This is a genomic window from uncultured Roseibium sp. (assembly GCF_947496995.1).
In the GTDB taxonomy this organism is placed as follows: domain Bacteria; phylum Pseudomonadota; class Alphaproteobacteria; order Rhizobiales; family Stappiaceae; genus Roseibium.
Genome location: NZ_CANMFD010000001.1, coordinates 273,772 through 300,188, shown reverse-complemented (window position 1 = coordinate 300,188; position 26,417 = coordinate 273,772). Strand labels below are relative to the sequence as shown.

At 61.1% G+C, this 26,417-nt stretch carries 19 protein-coding genes; 5 read left to right on the top strand and 14 right to left on the bottom strand.

The genetic code is table 11. From position 1 onward, the window contains the following. Positions 1-5 precede the first annotated feature (5 nt). Both Q1B40_RS01385 and Q1B40_RS01380 read right to left on the bottom strand, forming a co-directional pair. Positions 6-1,640, bottom strand: a complete 1,635-nt coding sequence (locus Q1B40_RS01385) for a (2,3-dihydroxybenzoyl)adenylate synthase (protein ID WP_299808892.1) — start codon at positions 1,638-1,640, stop codon at positions 6-8. 34 nt (positions 1,641-1,674) lie between these two features. Beyond that, positions 1,675-2,835 (bottom strand): isochorismate synthase MenF, encoded by a 1,161-nt coding sequence (locus Q1B40_RS01380; protein ID WP_299812475.1) that lies wholly within the window; start codon positions 2,833-2,835, stop codon positions 1,675-1,677. Between the two features lie 101 nt (positions 2,836-2,936). Here Q1B40_RS01380 and Q1B40_RS01375 point away from each other — a divergent pair, with 101 nt between their 5' ends. The 3 genes from Q1B40_RS01375 to Q1B40_RS01365 all read left to right on the top strand — a co-directional run bounded on the left by Q1B40_RS01375 (position 2,937) and on the right by Q1B40_RS01365 (position 9,156). Beyond that, positions 2,937-4,583 (top strand): condensation domain-containing protein, encoded by a 1,647-nt coding sequence (locus tag Q1B40_RS01375; protein WP_299808889.1) that lies wholly within the window; start codon positions 2,937-2,939, stop codon positions 4,581-4,583. A 16-nt stretch (positions 4,584-4,599) separates the two neighbouring features. Continuing rightward, positions 4,600-7,683: an AMP-binding protein gene (locus tag Q1B40_RS01370; protein WP_299808887.1), complete on the top strand. Its 3,084-nt coding sequence runs from the start codon at positions 4,600-4,602 to the stop codon at positions 7,681-7,683. Positions 7,684-7,767: 84 nt separating this feature from the next. Further along, entirely contained in the window at positions 7,768-9,156 is a 1,389-nt protein-coding gene (locus Q1B40_RS01365; RefSeq protein WP_299808885.1) for a condensation domain-containing protein, read from the top strand. Between the two features lie 64 nt (positions 9,157-9,220). Here Q1B40_RS01365 and Q1B40_RS01360 read toward each other — a convergent pair whose 3' ends face one another. From Q1B40_RS01360 to Q1B40_RS01340, 5 genes are all read right to left on the bottom strand, one after another. After that, on the bottom strand, positions 9,221-12,250 hold the full coding sequence (locus Q1B40_RS01360) for a condensation domain-containing protein (RefSeq protein WP_299808883.1): 3,030 nt from the start codon (positions 12,248-12,250) through the stop codon (positions 9,221-9,223). Positions 12,251-12,583: 333 nt separating this feature from the next. After that, positions 12,584-13,549 (bottom strand): ABC transporter substrate-binding protein, encoded by a 966-nt coding sequence (locus tag Q1B40_RS01355; protein ID WP_299808881.1) that lies wholly within the window; start codon positions 13,547-13,549, stop codon positions 12,584-12,586. Positions 13,550-13,559: 10 nt separating this feature from the next. After that, the gene (locus Q1B40_RS01350; RefSeq protein WP_299812473.1) at positions 13,560-14,624 is read right to left on the bottom strand and encodes an iron ABC transporter permease; all 1,065 of its coding nucleotides are present in this window, start codon (positions 14,622-14,624) and stop codon (positions 13,560-13,562) included. Beyond that, positions 14,624-15,637, bottom strand: a complete 1,014-nt coding sequence (locus tag Q1B40_RS01345) for an iron ABC transporter permease (protein WP_299808878.1) — start codon at positions 15,635-15,637, stop codon at positions 14,624-14,626. Before Q1B40_RS01345 ends, Q1B40_RS01350 begins: the two co-directional genes overlap by 1 nt. After that, positions 15,637-16,446 (bottom strand): ABC transporter ATP-binding protein, encoded by an 810-nt coding sequence (locus Q1B40_RS01340; protein WP_299808875.1) that lies wholly within the window; start codon positions 16,444-16,446, stop codon positions 15,637-15,639. Before Q1B40_RS01340 ends, Q1B40_RS01345 begins: the two co-directional genes overlap by 1 nt. An 88-nt stretch (positions 16,447-16,534) precedes the next feature. On the opposite strand from Q1B40_RS01340, the gene Q1B40_RS01335 reads away from it, so the two are divergent. Beyond that, on the top strand, positions 16,535-17,842 hold the full coding sequence (locus Q1B40_RS01335) for an NtaA/DmoA family FMN-dependent monooxygenase (RefSeq protein WP_299808872.1): 1,308 nt from the start codon (positions 16,535-16,537) through the stop codon (positions 17,840-17,842). A 104-nt stretch (positions 17,843-17,946) separates the two neighbouring features. After that, positions 17,947-19,083, top strand: a complete 1,137-nt coding sequence (locus Q1B40_RS01330) for a type III PLP-dependent enzyme (protein ID WP_299808869.1) — start codon at positions 17,947-17,949, stop codon at positions 19,081-19,083. A gap of 60 nt (positions 19,084-19,143) precedes the next feature. On the opposite strand, the gene Q1B40_RS01325 is transcribed toward Q1B40_RS01330, so the two are convergent. The 7 genes from Q1B40_RS01325 to Q1B40_RS01295 all read right to left on the bottom strand — a co-directional run bounded on the left by Q1B40_RS01325 (position 19,144) and on the right by Q1B40_RS01295 (position 26,008). Next, on the bottom strand, positions 19,144-19,857 hold the full coding sequence (locus Q1B40_RS01325; RefSeq protein ID WP_299808865.1) for a gamma-glutamyl-gamma-aminobutyrate hydrolase family protein: 714 nt from the start codon (positions 19,855-19,857) through the stop codon (positions 19,144-19,146). Further along, positions 19,854-20,813: an amidoligase family protein gene (locus Q1B40_RS01320; protein ID WP_299808862.1), complete on the bottom strand. Its 960-nt coding sequence runs from the start codon at positions 20,811-20,813 to the stop codon at positions 19,854-19,856. Before Q1B40_RS01320 ends, Q1B40_RS01325 begins: the two co-directional genes overlap by 4 nt. Before the next feature lie 198 nt (positions 20,814-21,011). Beyond that, positions 21,012-21,350, bottom strand: a complete 339-nt coding sequence (locus tag Q1B40_RS01315) for a hypothetical protein (RefSeq protein ID WP_299808859.1) — start codon at positions 21,348-21,350, stop codon at positions 21,012-21,014. A gap of 31 nt (positions 21,351-21,381) precedes the next feature. Further along, positions 21,382-21,927 (bottom strand): ATP-binding protein, encoded by a 546-nt coding sequence (locus Q1B40_RS01310; protein WP_299808856.1) that lies wholly within the window; start codon positions 21,925-21,927, stop codon positions 21,382-21,384. Positions 21,928-21,930: 3 nt separating this feature from the next. Then, complete coding sequence (locus tag Q1B40_RS01305) at positions 21,931-24,315, bottom strand: SpoIIE family protein phosphatase (RefSeq protein WP_299812471.1); 2,385 nt, start codon at positions 24,313-24,315, stop codon at positions 21,931-21,933. Continuing rightward, positions 24,312-25,490 carry a class I SAM-dependent methyltransferase gene (locus Q1B40_RS01300; protein WP_299808853.1) on the bottom strand — a complete coding sequence of 393 codons (1,179 nt, stop codon included), beginning with the start codon at positions 25,488-25,490 and terminating at the stop codon, positions 24,312-24,314. The genes Q1B40_RS01305 and Q1B40_RS01300 overlap by 4 nt, the downstream gene beginning before the upstream one ends. Further along, a complete protein-coding gene (locus Q1B40_RS01295) occupies positions 25,487-26,008 on the bottom strand; it encodes a ubiquinone biosynthesis methyltransferase UbiE (protein ID WP_299808850.1) in 522 nt (173 codons plus the stop codon). The genes Q1B40_RS01300 and Q1B40_RS01295 overlap by 4 nt, the downstream gene beginning before the upstream one ends. Positions 26,009-26,417: the final 409 nt, after the last annotated feature.

Sequence of the window (26,417 nt, the reverse complement as noted above, 5' to 3'; positions counted from 1 at the left end):
CACCTTTATGCGGTTAGTGCGGGAGCGAATTTCTGCGCGAGGTCCGCGCGCAGCTTTTTCTTGTCGGGCTTGCCGAAGGCAGTGAGGGGGATGGCTTCGGCGAAACTGAAGCGGTCGGGCAGCTTGTAATCGGCGATGCCGAGCGACATCAGATGACGCCGGAGTGCCAGCGGCTTGATGCAGGAATTGTCGGAGACGATCACCGCGCAGCTTTTTTCGCCGAGAGTCGGATCGTGTATCGCCACCAGGGCCGCCTCGCGCACATCCGGGTGCAGCAGAAGCAGGCTTTCGACCTCTTCGGCGGCGATCTTCTCCCCGCCCCGGTTGATCTGGTCCTTCACCCGCCCGACCACGCTCAGGTAACCGCCTTCCGTGCGGCAGACCAGGTCGCCGGAATAGTAGAAGCCCTCGTCGTCGAAGACCTCGCGGTTATGGTCCGGGCTCCGGTAGTAGCCCTGGAAGGTGTAGGGGCCACGCGTCGCGAGCCGGCCTTCTTCACCATCGGCAACCGGCTGTCCATCCTCGTCCACGACCTTGATCTCGTCATCAGGGCTGATCGGGCGTCCCTGTGTGGTGAAGATGCGTTCTTCCGGATCGTCGAGGCGTGTGTAGTTCACCAGCCCCTCGGCCATGCCGAAGACCTGCTGCAGCCTGCACCCCAGCACCTGAGGGACAAGCCGGGCATGAGACTCGGGAAAATGCGCCCCTCCCACCTGCAGCAGATCCAGGCTTTCAAGGGCGCTGCGGTGATCGGGCGCCGCCTGAAGCCAGAGGTTCACGGCCGACGGTACCAGGCCCGCCATGGTCACGCTGTGCTTCCGCACAAGCGCGAAACAGGAAAGCGGTTCCGGGCTCGGCGCCAGCACCACGCAGCCACCCGCATGGAAAACGCCAAGCGCGCCTGGAGAACTGAGAGGAAAGTTATGCGCCGCCGGTAACGCACACAGATACCGCGTCTCAGGCGTCAATCCGCAGATCTCGGCGCTGGCCCGGACGCTGTAGTCGTAGTCGTTATGCGTCCGCGGGATGAGCTTGGGCGTGCCCGTGCTGCCGCCGGAAAGCTGGAAAAAGGCCACCTCGCCGGGGTCCGTCGGGCCAAACTCCGGTTGCACACCGTCCGGTTCGCTCTGCAGCCACTGCGACAGACTGGAGCCGGGAGCATCCTCTCCCAACAGAAGCACCGCCAGGGGATCATCGTGCAGGACGCGCAGCTCCTTGATGAAATCATCGGTCCTGAACAATTCGTGCAGACGGCTCGCCACCAGAAGCCTCGGTCTGATCTGCCGTGCGTAGGCCGTCATCTCGTGCTTGCGGTGGCTGTAAAGCGCGTTGACCGGTGCCACGCCGACTTTCAGCAGCGCAAAGAAAACGATGTAGAATTCGGCAACGTTCGGCAGTTGCACGAGCGCCGTATCGCCCGGCCCGATGCCCTTGGAGGCCAGTCTGGCGGCAAGGTTGGAGGACAGGCGGTCAAGCTGCTCGTAACTGAACGTCCGCTCGCCGCAGATCACCGCCGGCGCGAACGGTTTTCCCTCCAGATGCTGTTCCAGAATTTGCGTTAGCGGCCGGTCGATCCAGTAGCCACGCGCCCGGTAGCGCCCGGCCAGCTCGGCAGGCCAATGATGAAAGTCGATAGTCATTGTTGAGACCTGATTTTTTGGAGAATTCAGAAATTCAGGCGGCGATGCCGCAGGCGTTGAGCATGGTGCCCAGCTTGGTCTGGACCTCGGCCCATTCGCTGTCCGGCTGGGATGCCTCGACGATGCCGGCACCGGCGAAAAGCCGTATTGTCTCGTGCTCGACGATGCCGCAGCGGATGGTGATCACCCATTCGCCGTTGCCTTGCGCGTCGCACCAGCCGACCATTCCGGTAAACAGTCCGCGTTCGAAAGGTTCGACAAAACGGATGAGCCTGTGCGCCAGTTCGGTCGGATAGCCGCAAACGGCAGGAGTCGGGTGGAGCATGCAGGCAAGCTGCAGTGCCGTCACCGACGGGTCGTCAAGCACGCCCCCGATCCGGGTCGAAAGATGCCAGAGGGTTGCCGTACTGAGGAGCGAGGGATGGTCCGGCACCTCGAGCCCGGCACAGTGGGGTTCGAGAATGCGCTGGATGTCCTCGACGACCAGCCTGTGCTCGTACCGGTCCTTCTCGGAGATCAGCAACCTCTCACCGGCATCCTTGTCCGCAGCGGGATCAATCAGCCGTTTCGTGGAGCCGGCAAGCGGATTGGAGACAAACCGGTTCCCGGTTTTGCGCAACAGCAGTTCCGGGCTGACACCAATCAGCTCGCCGCCTTCAGGCAGAGGCACCTGAAACTGGTAGCCGTCCTTGTTCTGCGCCCGCAGACTTCGCAGCAGTCCATCGACATCGATCGGCCCTGCAAACTGCAGTTCCCGCACGACGGAGAGCACAGCCTTGCGGACATCGCTGTGCTGGAAATTGACGATTGCGTGCCGCACCGCGCGTTTGAACCCTGATTCGTCAGGAAGGCTTCGCTGCTCGAGCAGGGCCGGCATGCCGAATTGACTGACCGGCAGACTTTCACCTGCGTCACGAACCCGCCATGCATGGTTTTCCGGCACATAGAGGCAGGAAACCTCTCCCAGATCGAACGGAATGGCGCCGACCACGATCGGGTTTTCCTGTCCGGCCGATTTCGCTCTTTCCAGGGCTTCGTCAACCGCCTTCTTGAAGAAGTTTCCAGCCGCTCCTCCGTTTCGGACCGGCACGGTGATTCGCTCGCGAATCCCGTCCGCATGCAGCTCATTTTCGCCTGAGGTGAACAGAAATTTTGTCTTGGTATCAGGCAGGATGGCCATGTCTTCATGGCACATAACTCGCGCTCCGATTGTCATGGAGCATCTCCTGTATAAAAGGTTGACCTGTCCGAATACCTGAGTATAAGACTCATGTTTTGTCAACACCAAAAGTCGCAATGAAAAATCTCACACCCATGCAAGCAGCCTACTGGACGGGCCGGCAAGCCAACGGCTTCCTCGGAAACGTCTCGGCCCATCTTTATGTGGAATTCGATTGTGGATCGATCGACCCGCAGAGGCTCGGCGAAGCCATCCCGAAGCTCTACGAAACCCATGGCATGATGCGCATGCGCGTCACCCCAGATGGGAGGCAAGATATTGGAAAAGCAGAAGAAAGCCTTTCCTACGAGGTCGAGGACCTGAGGGAGCTGGAGGCGGGTTCGCTCGAGCGGCACCTGGAACGCAAGCGGCAGGAATGGACCTGCCGGACACTCGACCTCGAGGCCGGGCAAACCTCCGCCTTCGGGCTCAGTCTGCTGCCCGGCGGCACCTGCCGGCTGCATGTCGACATGGACATGACGGCCATCGACCCGCCGAGTTTTTGCCTTCTGATGGAAGACCTCGCGCGGTTTTACAACACGCCCGAAATCGATGCCGAAGAGGCCGAAACGGGCTTTTTCGACTGGCTTGAGCGAAAAAATTCCGACGCGGAACTCGCCCGAAAGCAGCAGGAGGACAAAGGCTGGTGGCAGAGCCGTCTGGCTGACCTGCCCCCGGAACCGAAATTGCCGGCGATTGCCACTTCCGGAGAGGTTCGAAGCGGCCGGCTGGCAGCGATGCTGACGTCCGTGGAGCGTCGGTCTCTCGAACTGGCCGCACGCGACCTGCGCGTCACACCGTCCGCCCTGATGCTCGGACTGTTTGCCTCGGTCATCGCGAAGGCAACGGGCGACGAGCGATTTCGCCTCAACGTGCCAATGTTCTGGCGTGCGCCCTACACACCGGATGTCGAGCGGACGGTTGGAGACTTTTCCAACATCCTCATTCTTGCGGTCGCCCCGCCCCCCGATGAAAGCCTCCGGTCGCTTTGCAAAAGCCTGGCGGAACAGATGGTCGATCTGCTGGCGCATTCCGCCTATCCGGGCGTGAACGTGATGCGGGATCTGTCGCGGACACGGCGATCCCTGCAGACAGCTCCGATCGTGTTCACCTCAGGTCTCGATCTGCCGGGAGGCGATCTGTTTTCGCAGCGGGTAACCCGTGTCTTCGGGCCGATGACCTGGGCAGTATCCCAGGGGCCCCAGGTCGCTCTTGATGCCCAGGTCGCGCACATGGACGGCGGTATCCTCATAAACTGGGACATCCGCTACGACGCCCTTCCCGAAACCTGGATCAAGGCCGCCTTCGACAGCTACGTGGCGCTGGTCAGGGAGATTGCCGCCGATCCCACGGCACTTGAGCGGCCGGCGTTTTCCAGCCGGACGCCGGCGTATGCTGCCGAAAATCACAAAAGCCCGACCGAAGGCATGTTGAAGGAATTGCTGGGACGGCTGGCGCCCGGCATGGCCACACACGCGACCGGAAAAATCCGCGACCTCGGCCTGTCGGAGGATGACCTGTCGAGCTTCATCGCGTTCATCAACCGCTACATCCCGGCTGCCGCCTTGAGCCTCGACGACATGGGCCCGGCAAGCACAGCCGGTTCGATTGCGGGCCTCCTCAAGGCGCGATCCGGCGGCGCGTCCGAGAAAGTTGGCCGCGCCTATCTGGAAGCTGTCAACGCACGCAAACGGGCCTCTCTGGACGCCCAACCCGCCGAATAACCCCACCGGAGACACCATGGAAACCGACCTGACGTCCCTGCAGCGCGCCTATCTCCTGGGCAGGAGCGAATATGTACCGCTTGGCGGCGTGGCCATGCAGGAATTCCGCGAATATCGCGGCCGTTTCGACCTGTCGCTTCTGGAGCGGCGACTGACATTGCTGGCGGAACGGCACGAGAGCCTGCGCACCGTTATCGACCGCAAGACCTATTCAAGACATGTCCTGCAAACCCCGTCCGTCGATTTCGTCAGCATCGATCTGTCAGGCCTGTCCCTGGAGGAGGCCGACCGCAAGATCAGCGAGTTGAAACAGGAATTCACTCATCAGCTGTTCGACCTGACCGGCCCTCCCTGGCGCGCCGTTGCCTTCACGCTGCCCGACCCGGCCGAAAAGACCGGTGACACCTGTGCGGTGTTCTTCCGCTTCGATGCCCTGATCCTGGACGGATTTTCCATCGCAGCCCTGATGGTCGAACTGTTCGAGGACACACGACCTGAAACCAGTGCCCCCACCGAGCCCGCGAAGGCACCGGATCGCAGCATGGTCGCGCGGGATGCTGCCTACTGGAAGACAAAGCTTTCGGACTACGAAGGGGCTCCGCATCTGCCCTGGAAACGACCGCTGGAAAGCATCCGGACATCCCGGTATGACCGGGAGAAACTGGTTATCGACAGAGACCGTTTCCGGAAATTCTCCCGCCTGGGTGCGAAGAACGGTCTTTTCCAGAACACGACCTTGGCCGCAGTGATCCTCGAAGTCCTGTCACACTGGCTCAGCGAGGGATCGCTTCATGTCGGCATCCCGGCGGCACCTCAAGCCGGTAGCGCCACCGCGAACAAATCGACCTTTTTCGCGGTGGCATGGGACGGGCCTCCAACGGGCGATCTGCCGGCTCGCGCGCAGACACTGCAGAAGGACGTTCTGGAAGGCTTGGAGCACCTTTCGTTTTCCGGGGTCGACATCAACCGCTTTCTGCTGGACAGGAGCGGTGCGGACAGCGGCGTCGCCTTGCCGGTCGTCCTTACCAACGGCCTTTCGTGGCCGACGCTTTCCGCCGATCATGCCGTGCGAATGCAGGACAGCCTGACCCAGACCCCGCAGGTCGCGATCGACATTCGCCTGTCTGCCGGCAGCGGCGGCGCGCTTCTGATCGATTTTGATTATGCCGTGGAGGCGGTCGACGGGGCCGTCATACGGGACATGCTGACGGCAATCGACAAGGCCGTGACCACCATCTGCGAGACCGGAGAGTTCCGGTTTTCCAGCAGCGACATTCTGGATTTCGGCCACTACCGGTTCAATGCGCAGGAAGAGGACTATGTCGCCTGCGGCTACCTGAGCCGCATCGCGGACCACCTGTTCAAACAGCCCCCCGCGAACCCTGCCCTCATCTATGGCGACCGCCGTCTTTCCTATGCGGACCTCGGCGAAGGCGTGCACAAGGCCATGACCTTTCTGGAAGAGCGAAAGCTGGGCAAGGGCAACATCGTCGTTCTGTCGCTGCTGCGCTCACCGGAACAGACAATGCTGGCCCTGGCCTGTGCGCTGAGGGGCATCATCTGGGTGCCCGTCGATGCCTGTGCGCCCCGGGACCGGCTGAAATACCTCTATGACAACTGCAAGCCGGATCTGGTCATCGGGTCCACACCCGTGGAAGGCCACGAGGTCATCAGCGCCGAAACCGTGCTGGGCGCAGAGGCCACCCAAGACCCGCTTGCCCTGACCCAGCCGCTTGAGGACCTCTCGGCCAGCACGCAAGCGGCCTATTATCTCTACACCTCCGGCACGACGGGAAAGCCGAAATGCGTCGTCCTGTCCAACAGGTCTACGGACAACGTCGTCGGCAGCACAAATGCGGAATGGAACATCACATCCGACGACGTCTTCATCTCCGTCAGTCCGCTCTATCACGACATGTCGGTCTACGAGGTCTTCGGCTGTCTTACCGCCGGAGCCACGCTGGTTCAGCCGGTTCAGGGTGAGGAGAAGGACGCCTTGCGCTGGAACCAGCTTGTCGCCGAACACGGCGTGACCATCTGGTCCTCCGTACCGACGATCTTCGAAATGCTGCTCTCCTGCCGGCAAGGGGACGAACTCAAAACCTTGCGGCTGATCAATCAGGGCGGTGACTATCTGAAGCCTGCGGTGATCGCGGAGTTGCGCAAAACCAATCCCGGAACGCGGCTGAGCTCGATCGGTGGACCGACCGAAACCACAATCTGGAGCATCTGGCACCGGATCGGCCCGGAGGATACCGGCAACATCCCCTATGGCCGCCCCCTGCCGGCCAACAGCTACTTCATCCTCAACGAACACGGTGAACACTGCCCGCCCGGCGTGGTCGGCCGTATCCATTCCAGTGGCGTGAGCACAGCACTCGGATACCTGGAGGACGGCGTGCTGCATCAGCATGACTTCGTCACCATAGAGGATCAACACGGCCGGAGTGTTCGCGCTTTCCGGTCGGGAGATCGGGGCAAGTACGGCCGCGACGGCATCATTCTGTTCGACAGCCGTGTCCAGGGCTACATCAAGGTGCGCGGCGTCCGGATTTCGATCCCTGACGTCGAGAACGAACTGGTGAAACATCCTGAGATCTCGCGGATCCTGCTGACGGATCTGGGCAATGAGCGAAGCGGCGAGACCGAACTGGGGGCGCTCTACGAACCGGTGGCCGGGAGCAGCCTTACGGATGCGGACCTGCGCAACTTTGCACGGCAGCATCTGCAGGAATCGCATGTTCCTTCGCGGCTCCTGAGGGTGGACAGCATTCCGCTCTCAGCCAACGGCAAGCCGGACCGACGAAAGGCGCGGAGCTTCTTTGCCGAGACCCCGGCCGCCAGGCGGCCATCGCAGCAGCAACCACAATCGGAGCCGGAAAGCCGCCGTGTCCTCGATATCTATCTGGGCGTTGTCGGCAACAGGCAATGCGGCCCCGTGGACGGTTCCACCGACTTCCTGTCGATAGGTCTTCTGCCGTCGCATCTCAAATCGATCTCGACCCGGATAAACGCGGAATTCGGTGTCGAGATTCTCCCCAGACAGCTTCTGCAATGCCGCAACGCCGACCAGGTGCAAAAGCTTGTGGCCACACTTTGAGCCGGGCCGCGACGAGACGCTGAGTGTTCAAGAAGGACGGACAGGCGCTGTCCGTATCCGCACTGATTTCAAGGAGGATTGTTCATGCCGGACATCAACCCCGACGGCGACTGGATGCCGCTGACCCTGCCGCAACTCGATTTCTGGGAGGAATTCACTTTCCAGCCCGACCAGCCCGTTTCAACGGTGGCACATTATGTTGAAATCGAAGGAGACGTGGATGAAGCCGCGCTGAAACGCGCGATAGACCAAACCATCAGGGAAGCCGAAATCCTGTCCGCGAGATTCCGCACCGAAAAACAAGGCGAAGCGCCGATGCAGATCTGCGATCCGGATCTCGTGCCGGAGCTGCAGGTCATCGATTTGAGAGGCGAGGATGGTCCGCCGACCGCCGCAATCGAGCTGATGGAACAGGACCTGAATGCAAAACTCGACCTCAGGAGCGACAAGCTGTCGGCCCATGCGCTCTACCGGATCGGCGATGCGCGCTATTTCTGGTACATCCGCGCTCATCATATCATTGTCGACGGCTATGGCCTTGCCCTGATCGAGCGGCGCTGCGCCCAGCTCTACAATCATTTTTGCGGGACGGGTGACGCCGGCCTTCCGTTTCACTCCCTCGCGAGTTTTCTGGACGAAGAAAACCGGTATCAGGACAGTGCCCAGTGGCGAACCGACCGGGCCTACTGGGCGGATTATTTCGGCAAGGCCGAAGGTATCGAAGTGCTGGAGCGGGGAGACGAGGACTACGGCGAGCCCGGTTTCCATAGCAGGATACCCTTGCCGTCCGAATTCAGCGCAAAACTTCAGGCCGCCGCGGCAGCAGTCGACCTCGGCTGGCCCGATCTGCTCACGCTGATGTCCGGTCTTTACCTGTTCGCAACGGCGCCCGAGACACAAGAACGGTCTTCGGATTCACTGACCCTTTGGCTGCCGTTCATGAGCCGCTGGGGCAGCGTGGGGGCGCATATGCCGGCCCTTCTGGTCAACATCCTGCCGTTCCGCATGCAGGTGAACAGGTCCGAACCTTTGGCGGATTTTCTCAAACGGTCCGCCAAGGAGCTGAGGCAACAGAGGCGGCACAGCCGGTTCAGGATCGAGCAGATTTCGAAGGATCAGGGACTTTCGGAAGGAAGCCGGTATTTCTTCTCACCGCTGATTAACGTGCTGCCGTTCAATTCGCCGGTCTTCAACGGCTGCCGGGCACAGCGGCATATTCTCGGCAGCGGACCGGCCGACGGTTTCAATCTCACATTCCGGGGAGAAGGCGATGGCAGGGAACTTGTCCTCAGCCTGGATGCGGATCCGGACCTGACAGGCAGGAAGGAATTCGAACGGCATGGAAGAGATCTACCGTCGTTTCTGTCGCGAAGCCTTCAGCCAGAGATGCTCGGCCGCCCGGTTGGTGACCTTGTCGAAGAAACCCCTTCTGCCACACACCTTCGAGCGGTGGCGCAGCATTTCCCGATGTAGCCGCTTTGTCCTTGCGGAGCATCGCGCGCGTTCAACTGAACCCGCGATGCTCCGGTAGACCGGTTCAAGCCTGCTTCAACTCACTCAGCGGTCTTGCGGACACGCCGGGCTGCGAGAACCGGCTGAACGTATCCATGACCGCCGCCTGGATTGCATCCACCTGTTGCGGGCTGTAACGCCTTGACTGGTAGCTCATCAACACCCGGATAGCCCTGTCGTCGTCGATCACCTCCTCCATCACCTCGAACTGCAGCCCCAGGTGGGATTCGTGCTTGTCGGGATCGACCTGTCGGAACGCGATCCGGCCGCCATCGGGCTTCGGCAGATTGCCGTTCAGCTTGTTCTGGGCGTGGATCTGAATGAACACGTCGAAAAGATGATCCCGTTCGGATGTCATGCCGAGCGCCGATTCCACAAGGTCGATGGGAATGTCGGTATAGGGCATCGATCCGTTGATCATGTCCTTGACGTTGCCGATCAGGGTTCCGACCGTCGGTTCGCCTGCGAACCGCACACGATGGGCTACCACCGTGGTGAAATATCCGATCGTGTCGAAATAGTCCGGATCCGTCCGGCCTGACGCTGAGGTGCCGATCACCAGGTCTGTCAGGTTGCCGAGCCTTTGCAGGGCTGCGGAAATTGCGGCGTAGACGACGTTGAACAAGGAAGCGCTGTTTTCCCGGGCGATTGCGTAAAGGCCTTCGGAAATCTCCTTCTCCAGCCGCATCTCGACCCAGCCGCCGGCAACGCCTTCGCCGTCCGGCTGCTCCGCCGGTGCGGGGCCTTCGGTAAACAGGACCAGCTCTCTGGGCGCATCGGCGAGCATGTCGGTCCAGTAGGCGAGATGCCTGGTGTTGACACCCGCCTGAACCTGCTTGCGCGCAAAGTCGTGGAAAGGTGCCGGCTGCCCGGACCAGACCGGCTCGGAGCCGGCCGCCCTGGCTGCATAGGCCTCAACGAGTTCGTCCATCAACAAGTTGACCGACCATTCGTCGAGCGCAAGGTGCTGGAACAGGAATGACAGCACCTGCCGGCCCGTATCGGGATCCTTGAGGAACCGCAACCTGACCGGCAGCTCCTTCGACAGGTCGAAGCAATAGCCGGCTTCGGTGCGCCGGTCGGTCTCCGTGCTCTCGTCGCTTGTCCAGAACCACTTGTGGTTCTCCAGTTCCGAAACGGGAACGACCTTCTGCAGCACCTCCCCCTCTTCATCTTCGAAGAACCGGGTTCTGAGGCCGGCATGGCGCTTCATGAGATCCAGAAACGCCTCACCGAAAACCGTTTCGTCGACGGTGTCGAGAAAATCCAGGGCGAAAGGCAGGTTGAAAATCTCGTTGTAGCCGAGGGCCGAATAGATCTTCCACAAGGACATCTGCGCCAGGGCCAACGGCGCGGTCGCAGCGTCGGTGTTGCCGGTGGAGATCTCGCCAGGCCCGTTGCCGACCGGCTCTTTGGCGCTTTCGACACGTCTGGCGTGGCGGGCAAGCGCGGCGGCCGTCGGATTGCCGAACAGATCGTTGAAGCGGAGCTCGATGCCATGATTGTGCAGAAGCCTGCCGATGATCCGGGTTGCGACCAGGGAATGGCCGCCGAAATCGAAGAAGTCGTCGTCGGCCTTCAGGTCGGGCGCGGCGAGCGCTTCGCGGAACTCCAGCAGAATGGCTGCCTGGATAGCGGCAGTATCAGCGCGTTGCTCTTCTTCGGGAGTTCCGGCACGGTCTGCAAGGGGCGTGCCACCGACGATGGACGCCGGAAGGTTGACCTGTCGCTCCCCCTCAGCGTCTTTTCCGTTCTCTGCATTCAATTGCTGTGTAAACAGATCCAGCATCAGGTTGCCCGCATGCGGGCTGATCTTCTGGCCGGTGACCAGTTCCAGGATTATGCGGCCTTCCGCATCCCGGCCGATGGCAAGTTCAAAGTCCGGGCGCGGTTCAAAGGTCGGAAGCGGCACGCGCTCCAGAGTGACGGTCTGCGCCTCGAAAAAGAGATGCGGGTCGGTCAACCATTTGACCGACACCTTCGGCAGGTCGCCCTCCGGGTCCCCTTCATTTGCCTGCATGTTTTCGGTCGCGTGGGACAGGATCGAGATCACCCGGGCTTCATCTTCCTGCAACGCAGCCTCACGAGAGACCAGAACCTTGAGACTTTCCCCGGAGGCGAACGCCACGGAATGGTCCCCCAGCCGGTCTTCCGGCTTTGCCGGAAAGCTGACTTCGATCCGCTCATGGCCGCCCAACCTGCAGAGCAACCTGGCAAAGCGGGTTCCGAAAAACGCGAGCGCGCCCGAAATGTCAGAGGCAAGGTCTGAGGGAAGCGGCAAGGTCCCGGTTTCGATCACGGTGCCATAACGGTGTGCATACCGTCCGCTCGCCACGGGGAGCTGGGAGGATGCGCCGAATTCGGCAATCGCCACACCCGGCTCCTCCCGGCGCAGCCAGACGACCGGGGCAACATCGCGAGACGCCAGATCAAGTTCCTCCGCGTGGGTCGTAGCCGGCGGGAGGAAGGGCTTGCGGTCATAGGCACGGGCAAGATTTTTCAAGACATCTTCCGGCGTGCAGATTTCCTCGACAATGCGATGCATGAGAAGACTCAAGATCACCTCGTCGAGGCAGAAAATCACCAGAACCTTGAAGGGTGGTTCGGACTGCGACACCCAGGGAGCCTGTTGACGTGCCATGATCAAGGCAATGGCTTCCTGCCGGCTGTCGACATTGACGATTTCCAGAGTATCGCCGCGCTCACCGGACTGATGTTTCACCAGCTCGCCGTCATCGCTGAAGCGGTAGCGCATCGAAAGCTCCGGCAAGGCTTCGACCACATTGTCCACGGCCCGCGTGAGGCGTGCGATCTCCGGAATGCCGCCCAGCCTGTAGGCCAGCGCATGGCGCAATGTCAGCGCAGGGTCCTGTTGCTGGGCCAGCCAGATCCGCTCCTGATGCTGCGTAACACCGAGCGGATCTGCAAGAGACCAATTGTCCGAAGTCCCGACAGCTGCCCCGGCACCCTGGTTGTGATCTTCCTGGGATTTGAGCATCTCGTCGAAGTGCTCAAGCTCGCTTTCCGTCAACAGGCGGTCGAAACCTCCGGTCATTGCAGTCTCCTGATACTCATTTTGGGGCTAGTTGCGCGTCATCGAGAGCCCTGAGGCCGCGAGAACTTCCGACAGTTCATCTTTGCGGCGCACGGGATCGCTCGAAACGGATCAATGGCAGTTGCAATTATTAGCAGGCGCACCCATCAGGAGCAATTAAACTTGTATCAAAAACTCATGTTTTTACAATGTCTGTTCAATGCCTGTTGGCATCCTTCGTTTTGGGGTGTGGTTCGGGCAAGTCCGCGTAAGACACACAGGACCACTCGAACCTCGGCGACCCGGTTCAAGTGGTCTGTTTGCGCGGCGTTCTAACGTCCGGTGAGCTGGCGGCTACTGTGCCTGCCCGCTCCAGTGCTCGATGGCGTCCAGCATGTGTTCCGCACTCGCCACCGTCGGCGTGATGACCGTTGCGGGATCGACAAAGAGAATGCGATTTTCCAGGGCGGGTTTCATAAAACGGTCCCAGCCGGGGACGATCCTGTCGAGCTTTTCACGCGTGCCCGCCTCGTCGCGGCTGCTGTCCATATAGCTGTTCAACAGGACAAGGATATCCGGGTTCAAGCTGCCGAACACCTCGGCGCTGAGCGGCATCAGCATCATGGAGCCACCGCTCGCCGAGGTGGTGCTCGCCTCGGCGACCTCGAGCCGAGTGTAACCAAGATCCTCCAGCGCCTGCACCATGCCGGAAGAATCGCCGACAACGTTGATCTGATCCGTCAGGAAGACCGGCAGATAGGTCTGGCCGGCCGCATCTCCCGGCAGGGCGGCGCGCAACTCGGCGACACGCTCCATATAGCCAGCCTTGCGAGCTTCAAACAGATCCTCCCGGCCGAGCAGCGCCGCAAGGTTCTCCTGAATGTCAAAGCCGTGCACCTTGTCGCCGCTGATATTCTGCAGATAAACGGGAGCGACGGTCGAGAGCTGATCGACCTTTCCTGCATCGAGTTCGCTCGCCAGGATCAGGTCGGGCTCCAGCGCCCGCAACTTTTCCAGGTCCGGCTGGCCGACCGGCCCGAACCCCTTCGGTTTGGCCTTGCCCTCGCCGAGCACGGTGTCGATGAAATCCACCGCGATCACGAAGCCGCCGTCGTCCGCGCGGCCGTAGCTGCCGGCAAGCTCCAGACCAAGGTCCATCAGCGGAACGCCGAGCAGGGGTTCGTGCATGACAACGATCCGTTCCGGAGTGTCCGGGATAGTTATCTCCCGGCCGGTATCGTCGGTGAGAAGACGGTCGGCCGCAAAAACGGGGCTTGCCGTCAGAACGGCCGCGACTGCGCAGGAAACGAGAAACCGCATGAGAAACCTTTCAATGAGACTGGAGTTTTCGCAACGCCTGAAGACGCAGCGCGATGATGAAAAGCGGAACACCGACCATCGTCAGACTGAGACCGAGCGGCAGGGGGAGGCCACCGGCAATGCCGCGGGTGAGTGCGTCGGCGGCAACGACAAGCATGCCCCCCACCAACCCGGAGAGTAACAAGCGGGCCCGGCCGACGGCCGGCGAGAGAAAGCCGGCAATATGCGGCGCGAGCACTCCCAGAAAGACCAGAGGTCCGACAGCCGTCACCGCGGCAGCACTCAGGACGACCGCGAACAGAAGGATCAACGGCCGCGATCTGGCGACAGGTTCGCCAAGCGCCTGCGCCATCTCCGTGCCAAGGTCGTAGGCGGAAGTCGCGCCCCCGGCGAGAAGACTGCCGACAAGGCCAAGCACGAACAGCGGCGTAAAGGCCGCGATCACGCTCCAGTTGGCCTGGAACAGAGACCCCGCAAGCCATTCGGACAGGGCAATCGAGGTTTCCGTCGGCAGGTAGAGGATCAGCAGCGAGCCGAACGAGGACAGAACCGTCTCGACGGCGATCCCCAACAGCACGATCGAAAGGCCGCTTGACCGCTCGCCGCCGACCAGCCAGAGCAGCAGGCCGGCAACGCACAGCCCGCCTGTCACGGCTGCCAGCGCAACCAGGCTTTTCGGCGCGACCGGTGCAATCACCAGAAGCAGCATGATCATGATCATCGAGCCCTGGCTAAAACCGAAAAGGCCAGGATCGGCGAGTGGATTGCGCGCAATCGACTGGAGCAGCGCACCGGAGAGCGCCACCGCCCAGCCGACCATGAAGCCCAGCAGGATCCGCGGCAGCCGGACCGTCAGGAGCGCATATGTTTCGGCATCGGACAGAGAGCCGCCCGTGAGCGCCCGTAGCAGATCGGCAAGTCCGGCATCCGTCAGGCCGAGCCCTGTGGACCAGGCGGCCAGGATCAGCGCCGCTGCGGCAAGCCCGCAGCCTGCCAGGAGATTTCCGGTCCGCATCTGAAGACCGTTCGCCAGTCGCAGGACCCGTTTGCCGTCCGTCGCGGTGCCGCGCCTGATCATGCCGCTTCCCGATTGGCAGGAGAGAGATAGAAACGCTTGACGATGATGACAAAGACGACGCCGCCGATCAGATCCGTCACCAGGCCCGTGCTCAGCACATAGGGGTAAAGAGCCTCGCGCGCGAAGACATCCGCCAGCAGGCAGACCACGGCGCCCGTCGCAAGCGAGGCAGGCAGCGCGAAGACCAGATTGTTGCCCACAAAGGGGCGCACCATATGCGGCACGATCAGTCCCACGAAGCCGATCGGGCCGCATACGGCGACGACGGAACCGGAGCCAAGCACGGCAGCCAGGATCGCGATGCGGGAGACGAGGGGCACATTGACACCGGTCGAGGCCGCCTTTTCCGCGCCAAACAGGATCAGCGTGAGGGGCCGCGCGAGCAGGAGGAAGGCGACGATGGCGCCCGCCCCGACCCACCAGAACATGGCGAGCCTGTCGATATAGGCATGATTGATTGTGCCGACCACCCAGCTCAGAAACTCCGAACGCCGTGCGGGGTCGGACAGCAAAAAGGCGTTGGTTATGCCGGTAAACAGCATGGAGACCAGCGCTCCGGAAAGGATAAGCGACAATCCGCGCGGATCGTTGCGGCGGCCGGCAAAGCGGGCAATGGCAATGCAGCAAACGAAGCCGGCCAGAGCCCCGGCAAGGGCGGCCACACCCTGCAGCGCCGGTCCGATATCAAGCACAAGCGCGCCGGCCACGAGAAACAGGGCGGCACCCGCATTGACACCCATTGTTGCCGGAGACGCCAGAGGATTGCGCACAAGGCTCTGCAGCACGAAGCCGCTGGCAGCGGCGATGCTGCCGACATAGATCGCGATCAGGCTGCGCGGCAGACGCTGGAACAGGAGCACGGCCTCGTCGTAGCTTTGGGCTTCGAAGCGAAGCACCGCGCCGATGAGGCCCGGAATATCCGCTGGCCGGTAGCCCACCAGCAAATGCAGGGCGAGCGCGACCAGCAACAGGGGAAGAACCGCAAGCAGGAAGACTGTGCGCCTTTCCATCAGGAGACCGCTGCGTGTCCCGCGCGCTCCGGAAAGCAGACGAGGCGTCCATCCCTTGGAAAAATCTGGGTCCGGAGATCGAAAACCCGTTCGATGTTGCCGGTGGTCACCGTCTCGGCAACCGGCCCGGACGTCACGCATCTGCCCGAGCGCATCAGGACAACGTCGTCGGCGAAGGTGGTGGTCAGGTTGAGGTCGTGCAGCACCGCGACGACGGTCTTTCCGTGGATCTCGGTCAGTTCCCTGATCAGTTCAAGAACGGCGAATTGATACTTCATGTCGAGATGGTTCACCGGTTCATCCAGAAGGACGATATCCGTGTCCTGGGCCAGCACCATGGCAATCCAGGCGCGCTGGCGCTGACCGCCTGAAAGCTTGTTGACGGGAAATCCCGCCCTGTCGCTCAATCCGACCGTTTCGAGCACCTCCCGGTAAAGCGCGCGGTCTCGCTCGGAAGGCCCACCGGCCAGCCCGTAGCGGGAATAGCCTGCCAGCTCGATCAATTCGCCAAGGGTCATATAGTCCGGGCAGAAACAGTCCTGCGGCAGATAGGCGATGCGGCGGGCAAGCTTTTTCCGGCCGATCCGCGCCACCTGTTCGCCTTCCAGGACGATCTCGCCACCACTGACAGGCAGAAACCCCATGATGGCTTTCAGCAGGCTGGACTTGCCGCAGCCATTCGGCCCGGCGACCGCCGTCAGCCGGCCCTTCCGGAAGAGCACGGACACATCGCTCAGCACTTCCAGTTTTCCATAAGCTGCGGTTACGTGCCGTGTCTCGAGCAAAATCGACCTCTTGACCTTCTGCATTGCAGAAGTCTTTATACTATCCGAAACGAGCCAGCAAACCCAAAGCAAGCTCCCAACTCGTTTTTCAATCCAGTCATGAGCGGATGAGATGACCCTCTCGAAAAAATTGCATATTGGCATGTCGCTCGCCCCGACATGGCTCAGCGGCGACGCCTGGCGGCGTCCGGACAGCGGCGTGGAAGGCCTTTACGGCAGTGACTTTTATCTCGACATCGCACAACGCGCCGAGCGGGCGAAACTCGACTTTGCCTTCTTGCCGGATTCGCTTTTTCTGAACACGGACCTGCTGGCGTCGGGGACGGGGTTTGCCAGCCTGGATCCAACGCTGCTGCTGGCTTCGATTGCCCGCGAGACCTCGAGGATCGGGCTGCTTTCGACCGCGTCGACGACCTTCTTCCCGCCTTATATCGTTGCCCGACAGATCCAGTCGCTGAACTGGCTAAGCAACGGCCGCGCGGGCTGGAATATCGTCACGGCGCTGGACGGCAACGGCAATTTCGGGCTCACCGAAATGCCCAGTCCGGAAGACCGCTATGCAAGGGCAGCCGAGTTCACCGAAGTCGTCCGCCAACTCTGGGCGAGTTTCCCGCAGGATGCCCTGAAGCTGGACAAGGCGAGCGGCCGTTTTGCCGACCCGGACGAGGTCAAGGCGGTCGATCATCAGGGGGCTTTTTTCAGCGTCAAGGGACCGCTCAACCTGCCGCGCTATGACAAGGCCCCGATCCCGCTGGTACAGGCAGGCGCCTCGGATGCCGGTCGGGCTTTCGCCTCCTCGGTGGCCGACGCGATCTTTGCCTCGACACCGGACATGGCCGCCGCCATCGACCTGCGCTCCGACCTGCGCAGCCGCGCCGAGGCACAGGGACGGCACGGAGACGACATCCGCGTCCTGCCGGGCCTGAGCCTTTACCTGGCCCCGACACAGGCCGAAGCGCAGGATCTCTTTGCCGAGACGAACGCGCGCATGAGCCGCCAGCGGGCCTTCGCCACGGTGCTGGAGATGACGGGACTGGACCTGTCCGACTGGCCGACCGGCAGGAATGTGACCGCGTCGGATCTGCCGCCACCGCCGGAAAAGGTGCGCAGCCGGACCCATTCCCAGCTGCTGCGGCGCATGATCGAGCGGGATGAGCCGACCGTTGAAGACCTGCTTCGGCGACCGGAAGTCATCGGCTCCGCCCACTGGCTGGTTGTGGGTACGCCAGCCGATGCGGTGGCCGCGATCAAGGACTGGGCGACCGGGGGAGCCATCGACGGTTTTGTAGCCTTCCCGGGCGGATCGGTGGAGTCGGTGCGGTTGTTCCTGGAACAGGTCGTTCCGGCGCTCGGCGATCTTGGCCTCTTCCGCAAGGACTACCGGGGCACGACCTTTTTCGATCATCTGAACGACCGCTGACCGGAAAGAACCAGCCGGCACCGCTGCCGTTCAAGGGGTGCCCGAACAATCGAGGGAGACGCGCGCAGCCTGCAAACAGGCTTTCCGAACCGGAGGAGATTCGAATGACCACGAAAAAGATTCTCAATTTTCTGGACCGCCGCGACCTCGCCGACGGGCCATGCCTTGTCGTTGATCTGGAGATCGTCCGGAAGACCTACCGCGCGCTGCAGCGGTCCCTGCCGCAAACCAGAATCCACTATGCGGTCAAAGCCAATCCCGCGCCCGAGATCCTGGAGTTGCTTGTCGGGCTCGGAGCCTCGTTCGATGTCGCTTCCGTTGCCGAGGTGAACATGGTTCTGGAGGCGGGAGCTGCCGCCTGCGACATTTCCTATGGCAACACCATCAAGAAAGAACGCGACATCGCGCAGGCGTACCGTATGGGTGTTCGGCAATTCGCGGTCGATTGCCCGGCGGAAGTCGAAAAGATCGCCCGCGCCGCCCCCGGCTCTCAGGTGTTTTGCCGGCTATTGACCGACGGGGCCGGCGCCGAATGGCCGTTGTCGCGAAAATTCGGCTGCGATCCTTACGTCGCGATCTGCGTCATGCATCTTGCCCGGCAACGCGGTCTCGATCCCTGCGGCCTGTCCTTTCATGTCGGTTCCCAGCAGACCGATCCGGCCGCCTGGCAGCGCAGCCTGGAACAGGCAGCGAAAGTGGTTCAGACGCTGGCCGACGAAGGCGTCCTGATCAGGTGCCTCAATCTGGGCGGCGGCTTTCCGGCGCGGTATCTGAGCGACGTTCCCGGACCGGGCGATTACGGCCGGGAAATCCGGCGCGCCCTGAGAGCCCATTTCGGCAACGCGCTTCCCGACACGGTGATCGAACCGGGCCGCGGTCTCGTCGGCAATGCCGGCACCATAAGGTCCGAAGTCGTGCTAATTTCCAGTAAATCCCCAGGAGACCCGCTGCAATGGGTTTACCTCGACATCGGCAAGTTCGGCGGTTTGGCGGAAACCATGGACGAGGCTATCCGCTATCCGCTGACGACCAGATACGGAAACACGGCAACGGTCCCGTATATTCTCGCGGGACCGACCTGCGATTCAGCCGATGTGCTTTACGAACAAAGACCCTGCCGTCTGCCGCACAATTTGCAGATCGGCGACGACGTCCTGATCGAGGGAACCGGCGCCTACACGTCGACCTATGCCTCGGTCGGCTTCAACGGCTTCGGGCCGCTTGCTGTTCATGTCGTGTAGGACTGTTTGCCGTGCGCCCATGTGGCCAGATCAGCTCCAGCTTGCCAGCGCTCTCTAGCTTCACCCGGCCTGGCGCTCAAATCCGGGCATGAAATGCTCTGTTTTCGTTTCGCGGTTTCTGGCGGTGTCGGCGAGCCAGGTGAACAGCCCGAGTTGATTGCGCGTGAAGGGCATCAGTTCGGGGTGCCACTGGACGCCAAGTATCTGCGGGCGGGAGACCGACTCGATGGCCTGAATGATGCCGTAGTCATCTGTGGCGCTCACTCTCAACCCCTCTCCGAGAGAGTCCACCGACTGGTGGTGCAAGGCATTCACACGGCAGCCGTCACACTCCAGAATCGTGTCGAGCCATGAGTCTTTCGACACTGTGATCCGCTTGCGCGGCAGCACAGTGCGTATTTCGGGCGCGCTCTTGAACGCTTCCCAAACGTCGGCATGGAGATTTCCGCCAAGCGACACATTGATCATCTGCGCGCCGCGGCAGATGCCCAGAACGGGCAACCCGCGGCTGACCGCCGACCGGATGAGCTTAGTTTCGAGCGCATCGCGTTCCGGATCGAGCCGGACGTCCGGTATCAGGCTGCCACCGTAGAGCGTCGCGGAAATATCATCGCCGCCGCCGGCGATGATGCCGTCAAGCTCGTTCAGATCATATGGTTTTCCGGCGGTGATGCGCCTTGCGGTCGCCCCGGCGCGCCAGAGCGCAAAGCGGATCGCCAGAAAGGACCGCCAGCCGCCGCGCGCGGATGTGGAAACTCCGATCAGCGGTTTCATTTGCCGATCACCCGCTTGAGTATCCGGGTAAAGGTCCCCGTCTCTTCCTGTTTGGTGTCGGGCATTTTTCGTGCGGACAGAGCGGCCTTGAGCCTGTCCTCATCCACTGCCAGCGCCTCCACGGACAACCAGCGATCCCATTCCTTTTCGATCGACCAGTTGCTCTCGCCAAGGGAGGCGTTGGGCAGACGGTAGTGGAACGCGGGGCGCACGGCCTCCGGCGGGTGACCGAGCGCTTCCGCGACGGTGTCCTCATCAATCGAAGCGAGCAGCGGCAACAGGTCCAGCTCGCGGTTCTTCGACGGGTTGGCGCGGCAGTAATCGACGACAAAGCGCTTGAAATCCGGTTGGTAGTCCGGGGCCAGAACCTTGTCCTGATAGTCCTCCGGAAAGTGACCGATAAACGGCAGCAGTGTCCTCATCGGATCGGGCGCAATCTCACGGCGGAGGTCAGGCGAACTGATCAGGTAGGCCTGCAGGATACGCAAGATGGGCAGGATATCCCGGTCGTTCCACTCGACATTGAGATGCAGCCCGCAGGCCAGATGAAGCTGCTGCGTGCCGAGCGCCCCGGCTGCGACGAGGCGGTCAAGCAGCGCGTCGATTTCCCCGATCCGGGAAACCGGCAAAGGATCGGTGACCAACTCGGTCGGAACGATCGGTCCTGTCAGATCACCGGCAAAGCTGCGGACCTTGCGTTCCAGGTCCGAGGCGTCGTCCTCGCTGTGCACGTATTTGCTGTCGAGCTCGACCTTGAAGTCTCCCAGCGCCGTACCAACGAGACGGTAGCGGTGCCTGTCGATCTTCTCGATATCGCCCCCAAGCTGCGCAACGACGACTTCGGCTGCTTCAATCGCGGTCAGTCCGCCGAATTCGATTTCGACGCCGACGCGACGTGTGGACCGGGCGCCAGACGGCTCCGGCAGCTCCTGCCTGTTCTCTTCAGAAAATTCCATGCGATATACCCCGCTGTTGCGGGGCAAACGCCTGAAGTGAAGATCCGTTCCAACTTTAGGGAAAATGCGCGGAGATCAGCGGAGCGGCGGGGCGCGCCGCGCCTGCAGCATGGCTGCACACCGGAAAACATCGAACCGCAGCGGGCTTTCCAGGCGGAAATTCACCCGGATACCTTCAGGCGGCTGACCGCATTGCGGTCAGGAAATCGTCAGTTCCAGGGCGGGGTGCAGACGCTGCAGGTTACGGAGGGATTTCGATTGCCAGGGGATCGACTTCGACCCGAGAACCCGGACGCCGACTTCCGGCTGCTTCCTGATTTCGATGGTGAATTTGGCAAGCAGGTTGATGCCCGAGCTGTTGAGAAACTGCAGGCTAGTCAGGTCAAGCGTGATGAGTTCCGGCTTGGCGGCCAGAATGGAATTCATGGCTTCCAGGATCGGCGCGTAGGCATCCGTGCCGGAGAGCCGCATCGTACCTTCATAGTGGATGGTCGAACCTTCAGTCCAAACGCGGTAATCGTTCGTGCTGATTTCCATTGTGGTGTCTTCCTTTGGAATATTTCAGCGATCAGGAAAGTCGCAAAGACGCATAGGTCGTCAACTCTACGCCTTCACTTACATGCTCGGAGGCGAAAGACCAGCCCAATTTGGCTTCGTAATCGCTCATGAGCGTGAGGATTCCAAGTCCCGAACCGGTCGAGTCCGGATTGAGAGCATTTTCCTCGATGCGCTCCAGCAACAGCTCGCCCGGCTCACGCTCGAGCAGTTGCGCAAGGTGTGCCTTGAAGCTTTCCGCCGTGCCCGCATCGATCCGGTTCCTGATCAGGAGTTCGAACGTCCCGTCCTCCAGGCTGCCGGTGATGTCGATATTGCCGCCTTTGCGGAACTTGATGGCGTTTTCCAGGATCTCGTTGATCATGTAGCTGATGCTGTGGCGGGCGTCCACAGCATCCACGCTGCCGTCGCAGGCGCGGCTGAAATACTCGCCGAAGAAATCGGAGGTGACACCGCAATGATGCCAGCTCAACTCCAGTGGCTCCGCCATCAGCTTGAGGGCAAAGCGCCTGGCATCGGCGCCGTTGACTGCAGCCGTATTTCCGTAATCCTCGACCATACCCTACCTATGCTTCAGTACGACAAGTGTGATGTCATCGAATACCTTATGCCCGCCAATATGCGACTTGACATCAAGTATGACCGCTTCCGCAATACCCTTCGCCGATTTCAGCCGGTTTTCATGTGCACTCTCGCTGAGCCGATCGATGCCGAACATCTCGCCCTTGTCGTTTTCCGCTTCGGTGATGCCGTCCGTGTGCAGGATGAGAACATCCTCCGGCCCGAAGGGCATGTCCAGGGTGGCGACGAAGGGTGAGATGTCCTCTTCAAGACCGACCGGGAAGCCGAGATCGATGGTGTCGATGCGTTCCGTTTCGCCGTTCGCGCGAATGATCAGAACCTCTTCGTGCTGGCCGGACAAGGTCACCTTGCCTTCGTGATAATCGACAAAGGCCAGCGTCAGGTGCTTGTCGGAGCGGGTCCTGGTGATGTTCTTGAAGACCGCCCGGTTCAGGACATCGAGAAAGGCGACAGGATCCCTGTCACCCTTTTCCTGCAGCGCCAGGGCGACAGACTGGACCATCAGCATCAGGACGCCGCTTTCCAGCCCGTGACCGGTCACGTCGCCGATACCGACCTTGATGTGCTCGCCGTCGAACAGAACGTCGTAATAGTCTCCGCCGACCTCGTCCGCCGGCTCCATGAAGGCGGCGATCTCGATCTGCGGGATGATTTCCAGCTCGCTGAGGCGCGGAAGCACCATCTCCTGAATACGCTTGGCGATGTCGAGCTCGGCGCCCAGCCTGCTGTTTTCGGACTTCAGGCGTGCATTCAGCGCGACGATCTCGCTGTTGGCGGTCTCCAGCTTTTTGGTGCGTTCCTCGACCAGGTTTTCCAGGTTCTCGGTATGATAGCTGATCTCTTCCGCCATGCGATTGAACGCCAGGCCCACCGCCGCCACTTCGTCACGGGTGGGGATCTCGACGCGGACGGAATAGTCCTTGTTCTGCAACGCCCTGGCAGCATCTGCCAGCCGCGACAGGCCTTTGGTGATACGACCGGAGATCGCGTAGACAGCCAGGAAGACCACCACGATGCTGAAGAAGAAAGCGATGATCTGATAGTTCAGGATGCGCGTCGTTGCGGCGGAGATATTGTCGGTCGCGTCGATCAGGGACTGGTAGATTTCCCGCTCCGAGACGACGAACCCGAGGGTCATCGTTTCACCGGTGATCCCCGCCCCGTCCCACAGGTTGGTGGGATTGAGCTGCTTGAGCACGAGAAGATAGGGCACTTCCTCGCCGCCCTGATCGAGGAAGATATGCTCGATGACCGTTTCATGGGTCGCATTGAGCTCAAGCGAGGCAATCGCGGCCTGGCTGCTTTCCTTCAGGTTCCGGTTGACCCCGGTGACGCCCTGACCGCTGACATCGGTGGAAACGAGACCCAGGGTTTCCTCGCCTATGGAGTTGGTCGCCACCACATTGCCGTCGGACATGGCCAGGAAGCCGAAGCCGGTCTCGGAAATTTCAAGACTCTCGACCAGCGATGTGAGCTGTTCAAGGGTGATGTCGACCGCCACCATGCCGGCCAGGTCCTTGCGGTCGCTCGACCATAGCGGATGAAAGAAGCTGACGATCAGTTCGCCGGTGATCGCGTCCACATAGGGCGCCGTGGTGACGATGTTGGAGTCCACCGGCTTCGAGGACGGGTCCGCGATCCATGCCTGCCAGCCTTCATAGACGCCGGGGAAAAAGAAGTCCCAGAAGTTCGGGCCTTCGTTGTGTCCCGGATAGAGCAGATCGAACGTCTGCGCCTGTTCGGAATAAGGGGTCGCCCGCATGATCGAGGCGTCTTTCGGGCCGACATAATAGATTTGCAGCTTGGGCGCGCCCGTCGACATCATCGAAGGGCCGACGAGGCTGAGGAAGGCACTCTTTTTCAGCTCTTCGGCGGCTTTGGGCACCGGTTGCCTGTTTTCGTCGAGCAGGTATCCCCAGACGCTGACGGCCGAGGGCACGCCGGCCTCGTTCTGGGCCCATCCACCGTTGGCGTCATAAGCCAGAGGCGAGGAAAAATCCGGGCTGCCGGTCACGGTATCGCCGACCGCTTCCTGGATTTCAGGATGATCGATCAGCGTCTGCATGGTGGTGGCGAGCGTCGCGAGTTCCGAGTGCACCCGCTCGATCAGCAGATCGGCCCGGAACGCCGTCGTGTCGATATAGGTCTGGAGATATTCCTCGGTCGCCGTGGTGAGACCGTCACCGACCTGCTGGGTGGCGTCCTTAGACAGCCGCTGGACGTTCCAGATGCCGATGCCGCCTGCAAGCGCGAGGTCGAACAGAACCGCGGCGCCCACGACCAGCATGAACTTGGCGCGGAAGCTGCGCAGCGAAAAGCGGCCGATCTGCTTTTCGCTCGGCGAAGTGGTAGCCGGTGTCGTCATAGCGGCTTGCGCCCCGAGGCCACCCAGATCGGCCATCCGGCATATCCCTTGGGGTGAAGCGCCGCAAAGATGTGGTCGTCAAATCCCTTGGCGAAACGCTCGACAAAAGCCGCATCGTCACCGCGCTCGCTTGCCATCTTGCCGGCGAAGAGGTTCTTCCACGAGGCAATGATATCGGCGAAGCCCTGCGGGTCACCATCGGTGCTGGTGACCATGAAGGAGCCGATGGTCACATCCTCGAAGCCGCCTTCGATCAGCAAGCGCCGGCTTTTCGGGCCGATCTCGATGTCCATGTCGAAATGATGCCAGAGCTTGGCGACCTCGTTGTAGGTCCACTGGATCGACTCGCCGCGCGGCTCGCCCAGGCAATGGGAGTTCTTCTCGTTGGTGACGTAGATCCGGCCGCCCGGTTTGCAGATCCGGAAGAGTTCCTTGAGGATCAGTTCGGGTCGGTCGAAAACCTGGAGGGAATGCCTGCAGGTGACGAAATCGAACTGATTGTCCTCCAGCAGCATGTCGGCCGCATCGCCGAAAACATAGTCGATCCCCTTGATGCCGAAGTCCGCGGCAACCTGACGCGCATAATCGAGGCTCGATTTGGAATGATCCAGCGCGACCAGCCGGTCCGGGCTGAATTCCTTCTGCAAAAGGACCGCGAAATCACCGATCCCGCAGCAGATGTCGGCAACCTGCATGCCGGGCTTCAGGCCGTGCTGTCGCAGCAGGTCCTTTTCATGCTTCCACGTCAATTTCGTCTGGGTGCGCAGGACGTGGATGAATTCACTATCCTCGACAAAGGACTGACCCGGGTAGAACTCGCTGTCGTATTCGCTCACCGTGATCTTGTCGGACATGGTTTCCAGGACCGCGAACTTTCGCGTTGCCCAGCCAACAACGCTCGACGTGGTCACATGGACGTCGAGGTCGCTGCGACCGCGCACCAGATCCAGGATCTTGCAGGCGATGGCATGGAAGGCGACATTGTTCATGCGCACCAGGCGGCGGACATTCACGTAGAATTTGCCGCTGACGTTGGAAACAGACTGATCGAGCGCCGAAATGCAGTTGCTCAGCTCTTCCGCCTTCTGCGGGCGGAGGCTGCCGTGCAGGGCGAACTCCTGATCGTTTTCGTTATAGGTCCACTGAAACGCCTGGGTGGAATTTTCCGCAATCATTCGTTTTCGTCCTCAAGCGTGAGTTCGGCGACCAGACACATCCGGCCGTCGCCGGCCCGGTCGATGGCAAGCCTGGCGCCGTAATCGACACCGAGTTCCAGAAGTCCCAGACTTGCGTCCGGTTCGTCCTCGGTAAACAACGCTTCCAGATACAGCTTTTCCGCATCCTTGCCGGACAGCTTGTCGATCGCTTCGCTGTAAACCCGGAACGTGTCTTCGTCCGCCGGAAAAACCAGTTCGATCCGGTCCAGACCACCCTGCCGCCGGACCGAGCATTCCAGCTTGCCCGACTTGCCGTGAACCCTGAAAACGGTTTCCAGCAATTCGTTCAGCGCGGAGGAATAAAGATTTGAAAACAGGAGTGAATCGAGGCGGTTGTGACTGACCATCCGGGCGAGATATGCGGAAAGAAGATCGCAATGCGCCCAGTTCGAGCAAAAATCCCCGATATCCAAATCCATCTGAAGCATCTGCGGCAAATCCGAGCCCGGCAACGAGACTTCAGAAGGTTCAGGCATTTCTATTCCCCCGTTGGCGTAGTCCATCGTACCCCGATGCGGTGAGATACGGTTTTACGATGAACCTGGAAATTCAGCCGTTATCATACGTGTCATCGATAATAAGTGTATTTAACAATACGGTGTCGCCTATTTCCAAAGAATTATCAACAGCAACGCTCGCGCCGATTTCTTTCACTAGCGGCACGAGAGCGGGATTTCATCTTTGACTTGCCCTGTCATGCCCGGGTCCGGCAGGACAGATACGCGAGCCCCGTCGGGGGCGGAAGCCCGGCAGATCCTGCGGCGGACGTCCATTGCGCCGCAGACATCTGCGAATGAGCCGTCATGACACGCCGGCGTTTTTCCAGAGCATGTCGCGCTAAATTGAATTCAGGAAATCGCTCGAACGCATCGCAATGCTAGTGCT

Coding starts and splice junctions, on each gene's coding strand:
- Q1B40_RS01330 (WP_299808869.1), top strand. CDS start 17,947: ATGACCACGAAAAAGATTCTCAATTTTCTGGACCGCCGCGACCTCGCC.
- Q1B40_RS01325 (WP_299808865.1), bottom strand. CDS start 19,857: ATGAAACCGCTGATCGGAGTTTCCACATCCGCGCGCGGCGGCTGGCGG.
- Q1B40_RS01335 (WP_299808872.1), top strand. CDS start 16,535: ATGACCCTCTCGAAAAAATTGCATATTGGCATGTCGCTCGCCCCGACA.
- Q1B40_RS01385 (WP_299808892.1), bottom strand. CDS start 1,640: ATGACTATCGACTTTCATCATTGGCCTGCCGAGCTGGCCGGGCGCTAC.
- Q1B40_RS01310 (WP_299808856.1), bottom strand. CDS start 21,927: ATGGTCGAGGATTACGGAAATACGGCTGCAGTCAACGGCGCCGATGCC.
- Q1B40_RS01305 (WP_299812471.1), bottom strand. CDS start 24,315: ATGACGACACCGGCTACCACTTCGCCGAGCGAAAAGCAGATCGGCCGC.
- Q1B40_RS01300 (WP_299808853.1), bottom strand. CDS start 25,490: ATGATTGCGGAAAATTCCACCCAGGCGTTTCAGTGGACCTATAACGAA.
- Q1B40_RS01315 (WP_299808859.1), bottom strand. CDS start 21,350: ATGGAAATCAGCACGAACGATTACCGCGTTTGGACTGAAGGTTCGACC.
- Q1B40_RS01360 (WP_299808883.1), bottom strand. CDS start 12,250: ATGACCGGAGGTTTCGACCGCCTGTTGACGGAAAGCGAGCTTGAGCAC.
- Q1B40_RS01375 (WP_299808889.1), top strand. CDS start 2,937: ATGAAAAATCTCACACCCATGCAAGCAGCCTACTGGACGGGCCGGCAA.
- Q1B40_RS01345 (WP_299808878.1), bottom strand. CDS start 15,637: ATGGAAAGGCGCACAGTCTTCCTGCTTGCGGTTCTTCCCCTGTTGCTG.
- Q1B40_RS01340 (WP_299808875.1), bottom strand. CDS start 16,446: ATGCAGAAGGTCAAGAGGTCGATTTTGCTCGAGACACGGCACGTAACC.
- Q1B40_RS01365 (WP_299808885.1), top strand. CDS start 7,768: ATGCCGGACATCAACCCCGACGGCGACTGGATGCCGCTGACCCTGCCG.
- Q1B40_RS01370 (WP_299808887.1), top strand. CDS start 4,600: ATGGAAACCGACCTGACGTCCCTGCAGCGCGCCTATCTCCTGGGCAGG.
- Q1B40_RS01320 (WP_299808862.1), bottom strand. CDS start 20,813: ATGGAATTTTCTGAAGAGAACAGGCAGGAGCTGCCGGAGCCGTCTGGC.
- Q1B40_RS01380 (WP_299812475.1), bottom strand. CDS start 2,835: ATGTGCCATGAAGACATGGCCATCCTGCCTGATACCAAGACAAAATTT.
- Q1B40_RS01295 (WP_299808850.1), bottom strand. CDS start 26,008: ATGCCTGAACCTTCTGAAGTCTCGTTGCCGGGCTCGGATTTGCCGCAG.
- Q1B40_RS01355 (WP_299808881.1), bottom strand. CDS start 13,549: ATGCGGTTTCTCGTTTCCTGCGCAGTCGCGGCCGTTCTGACGGCAAGC.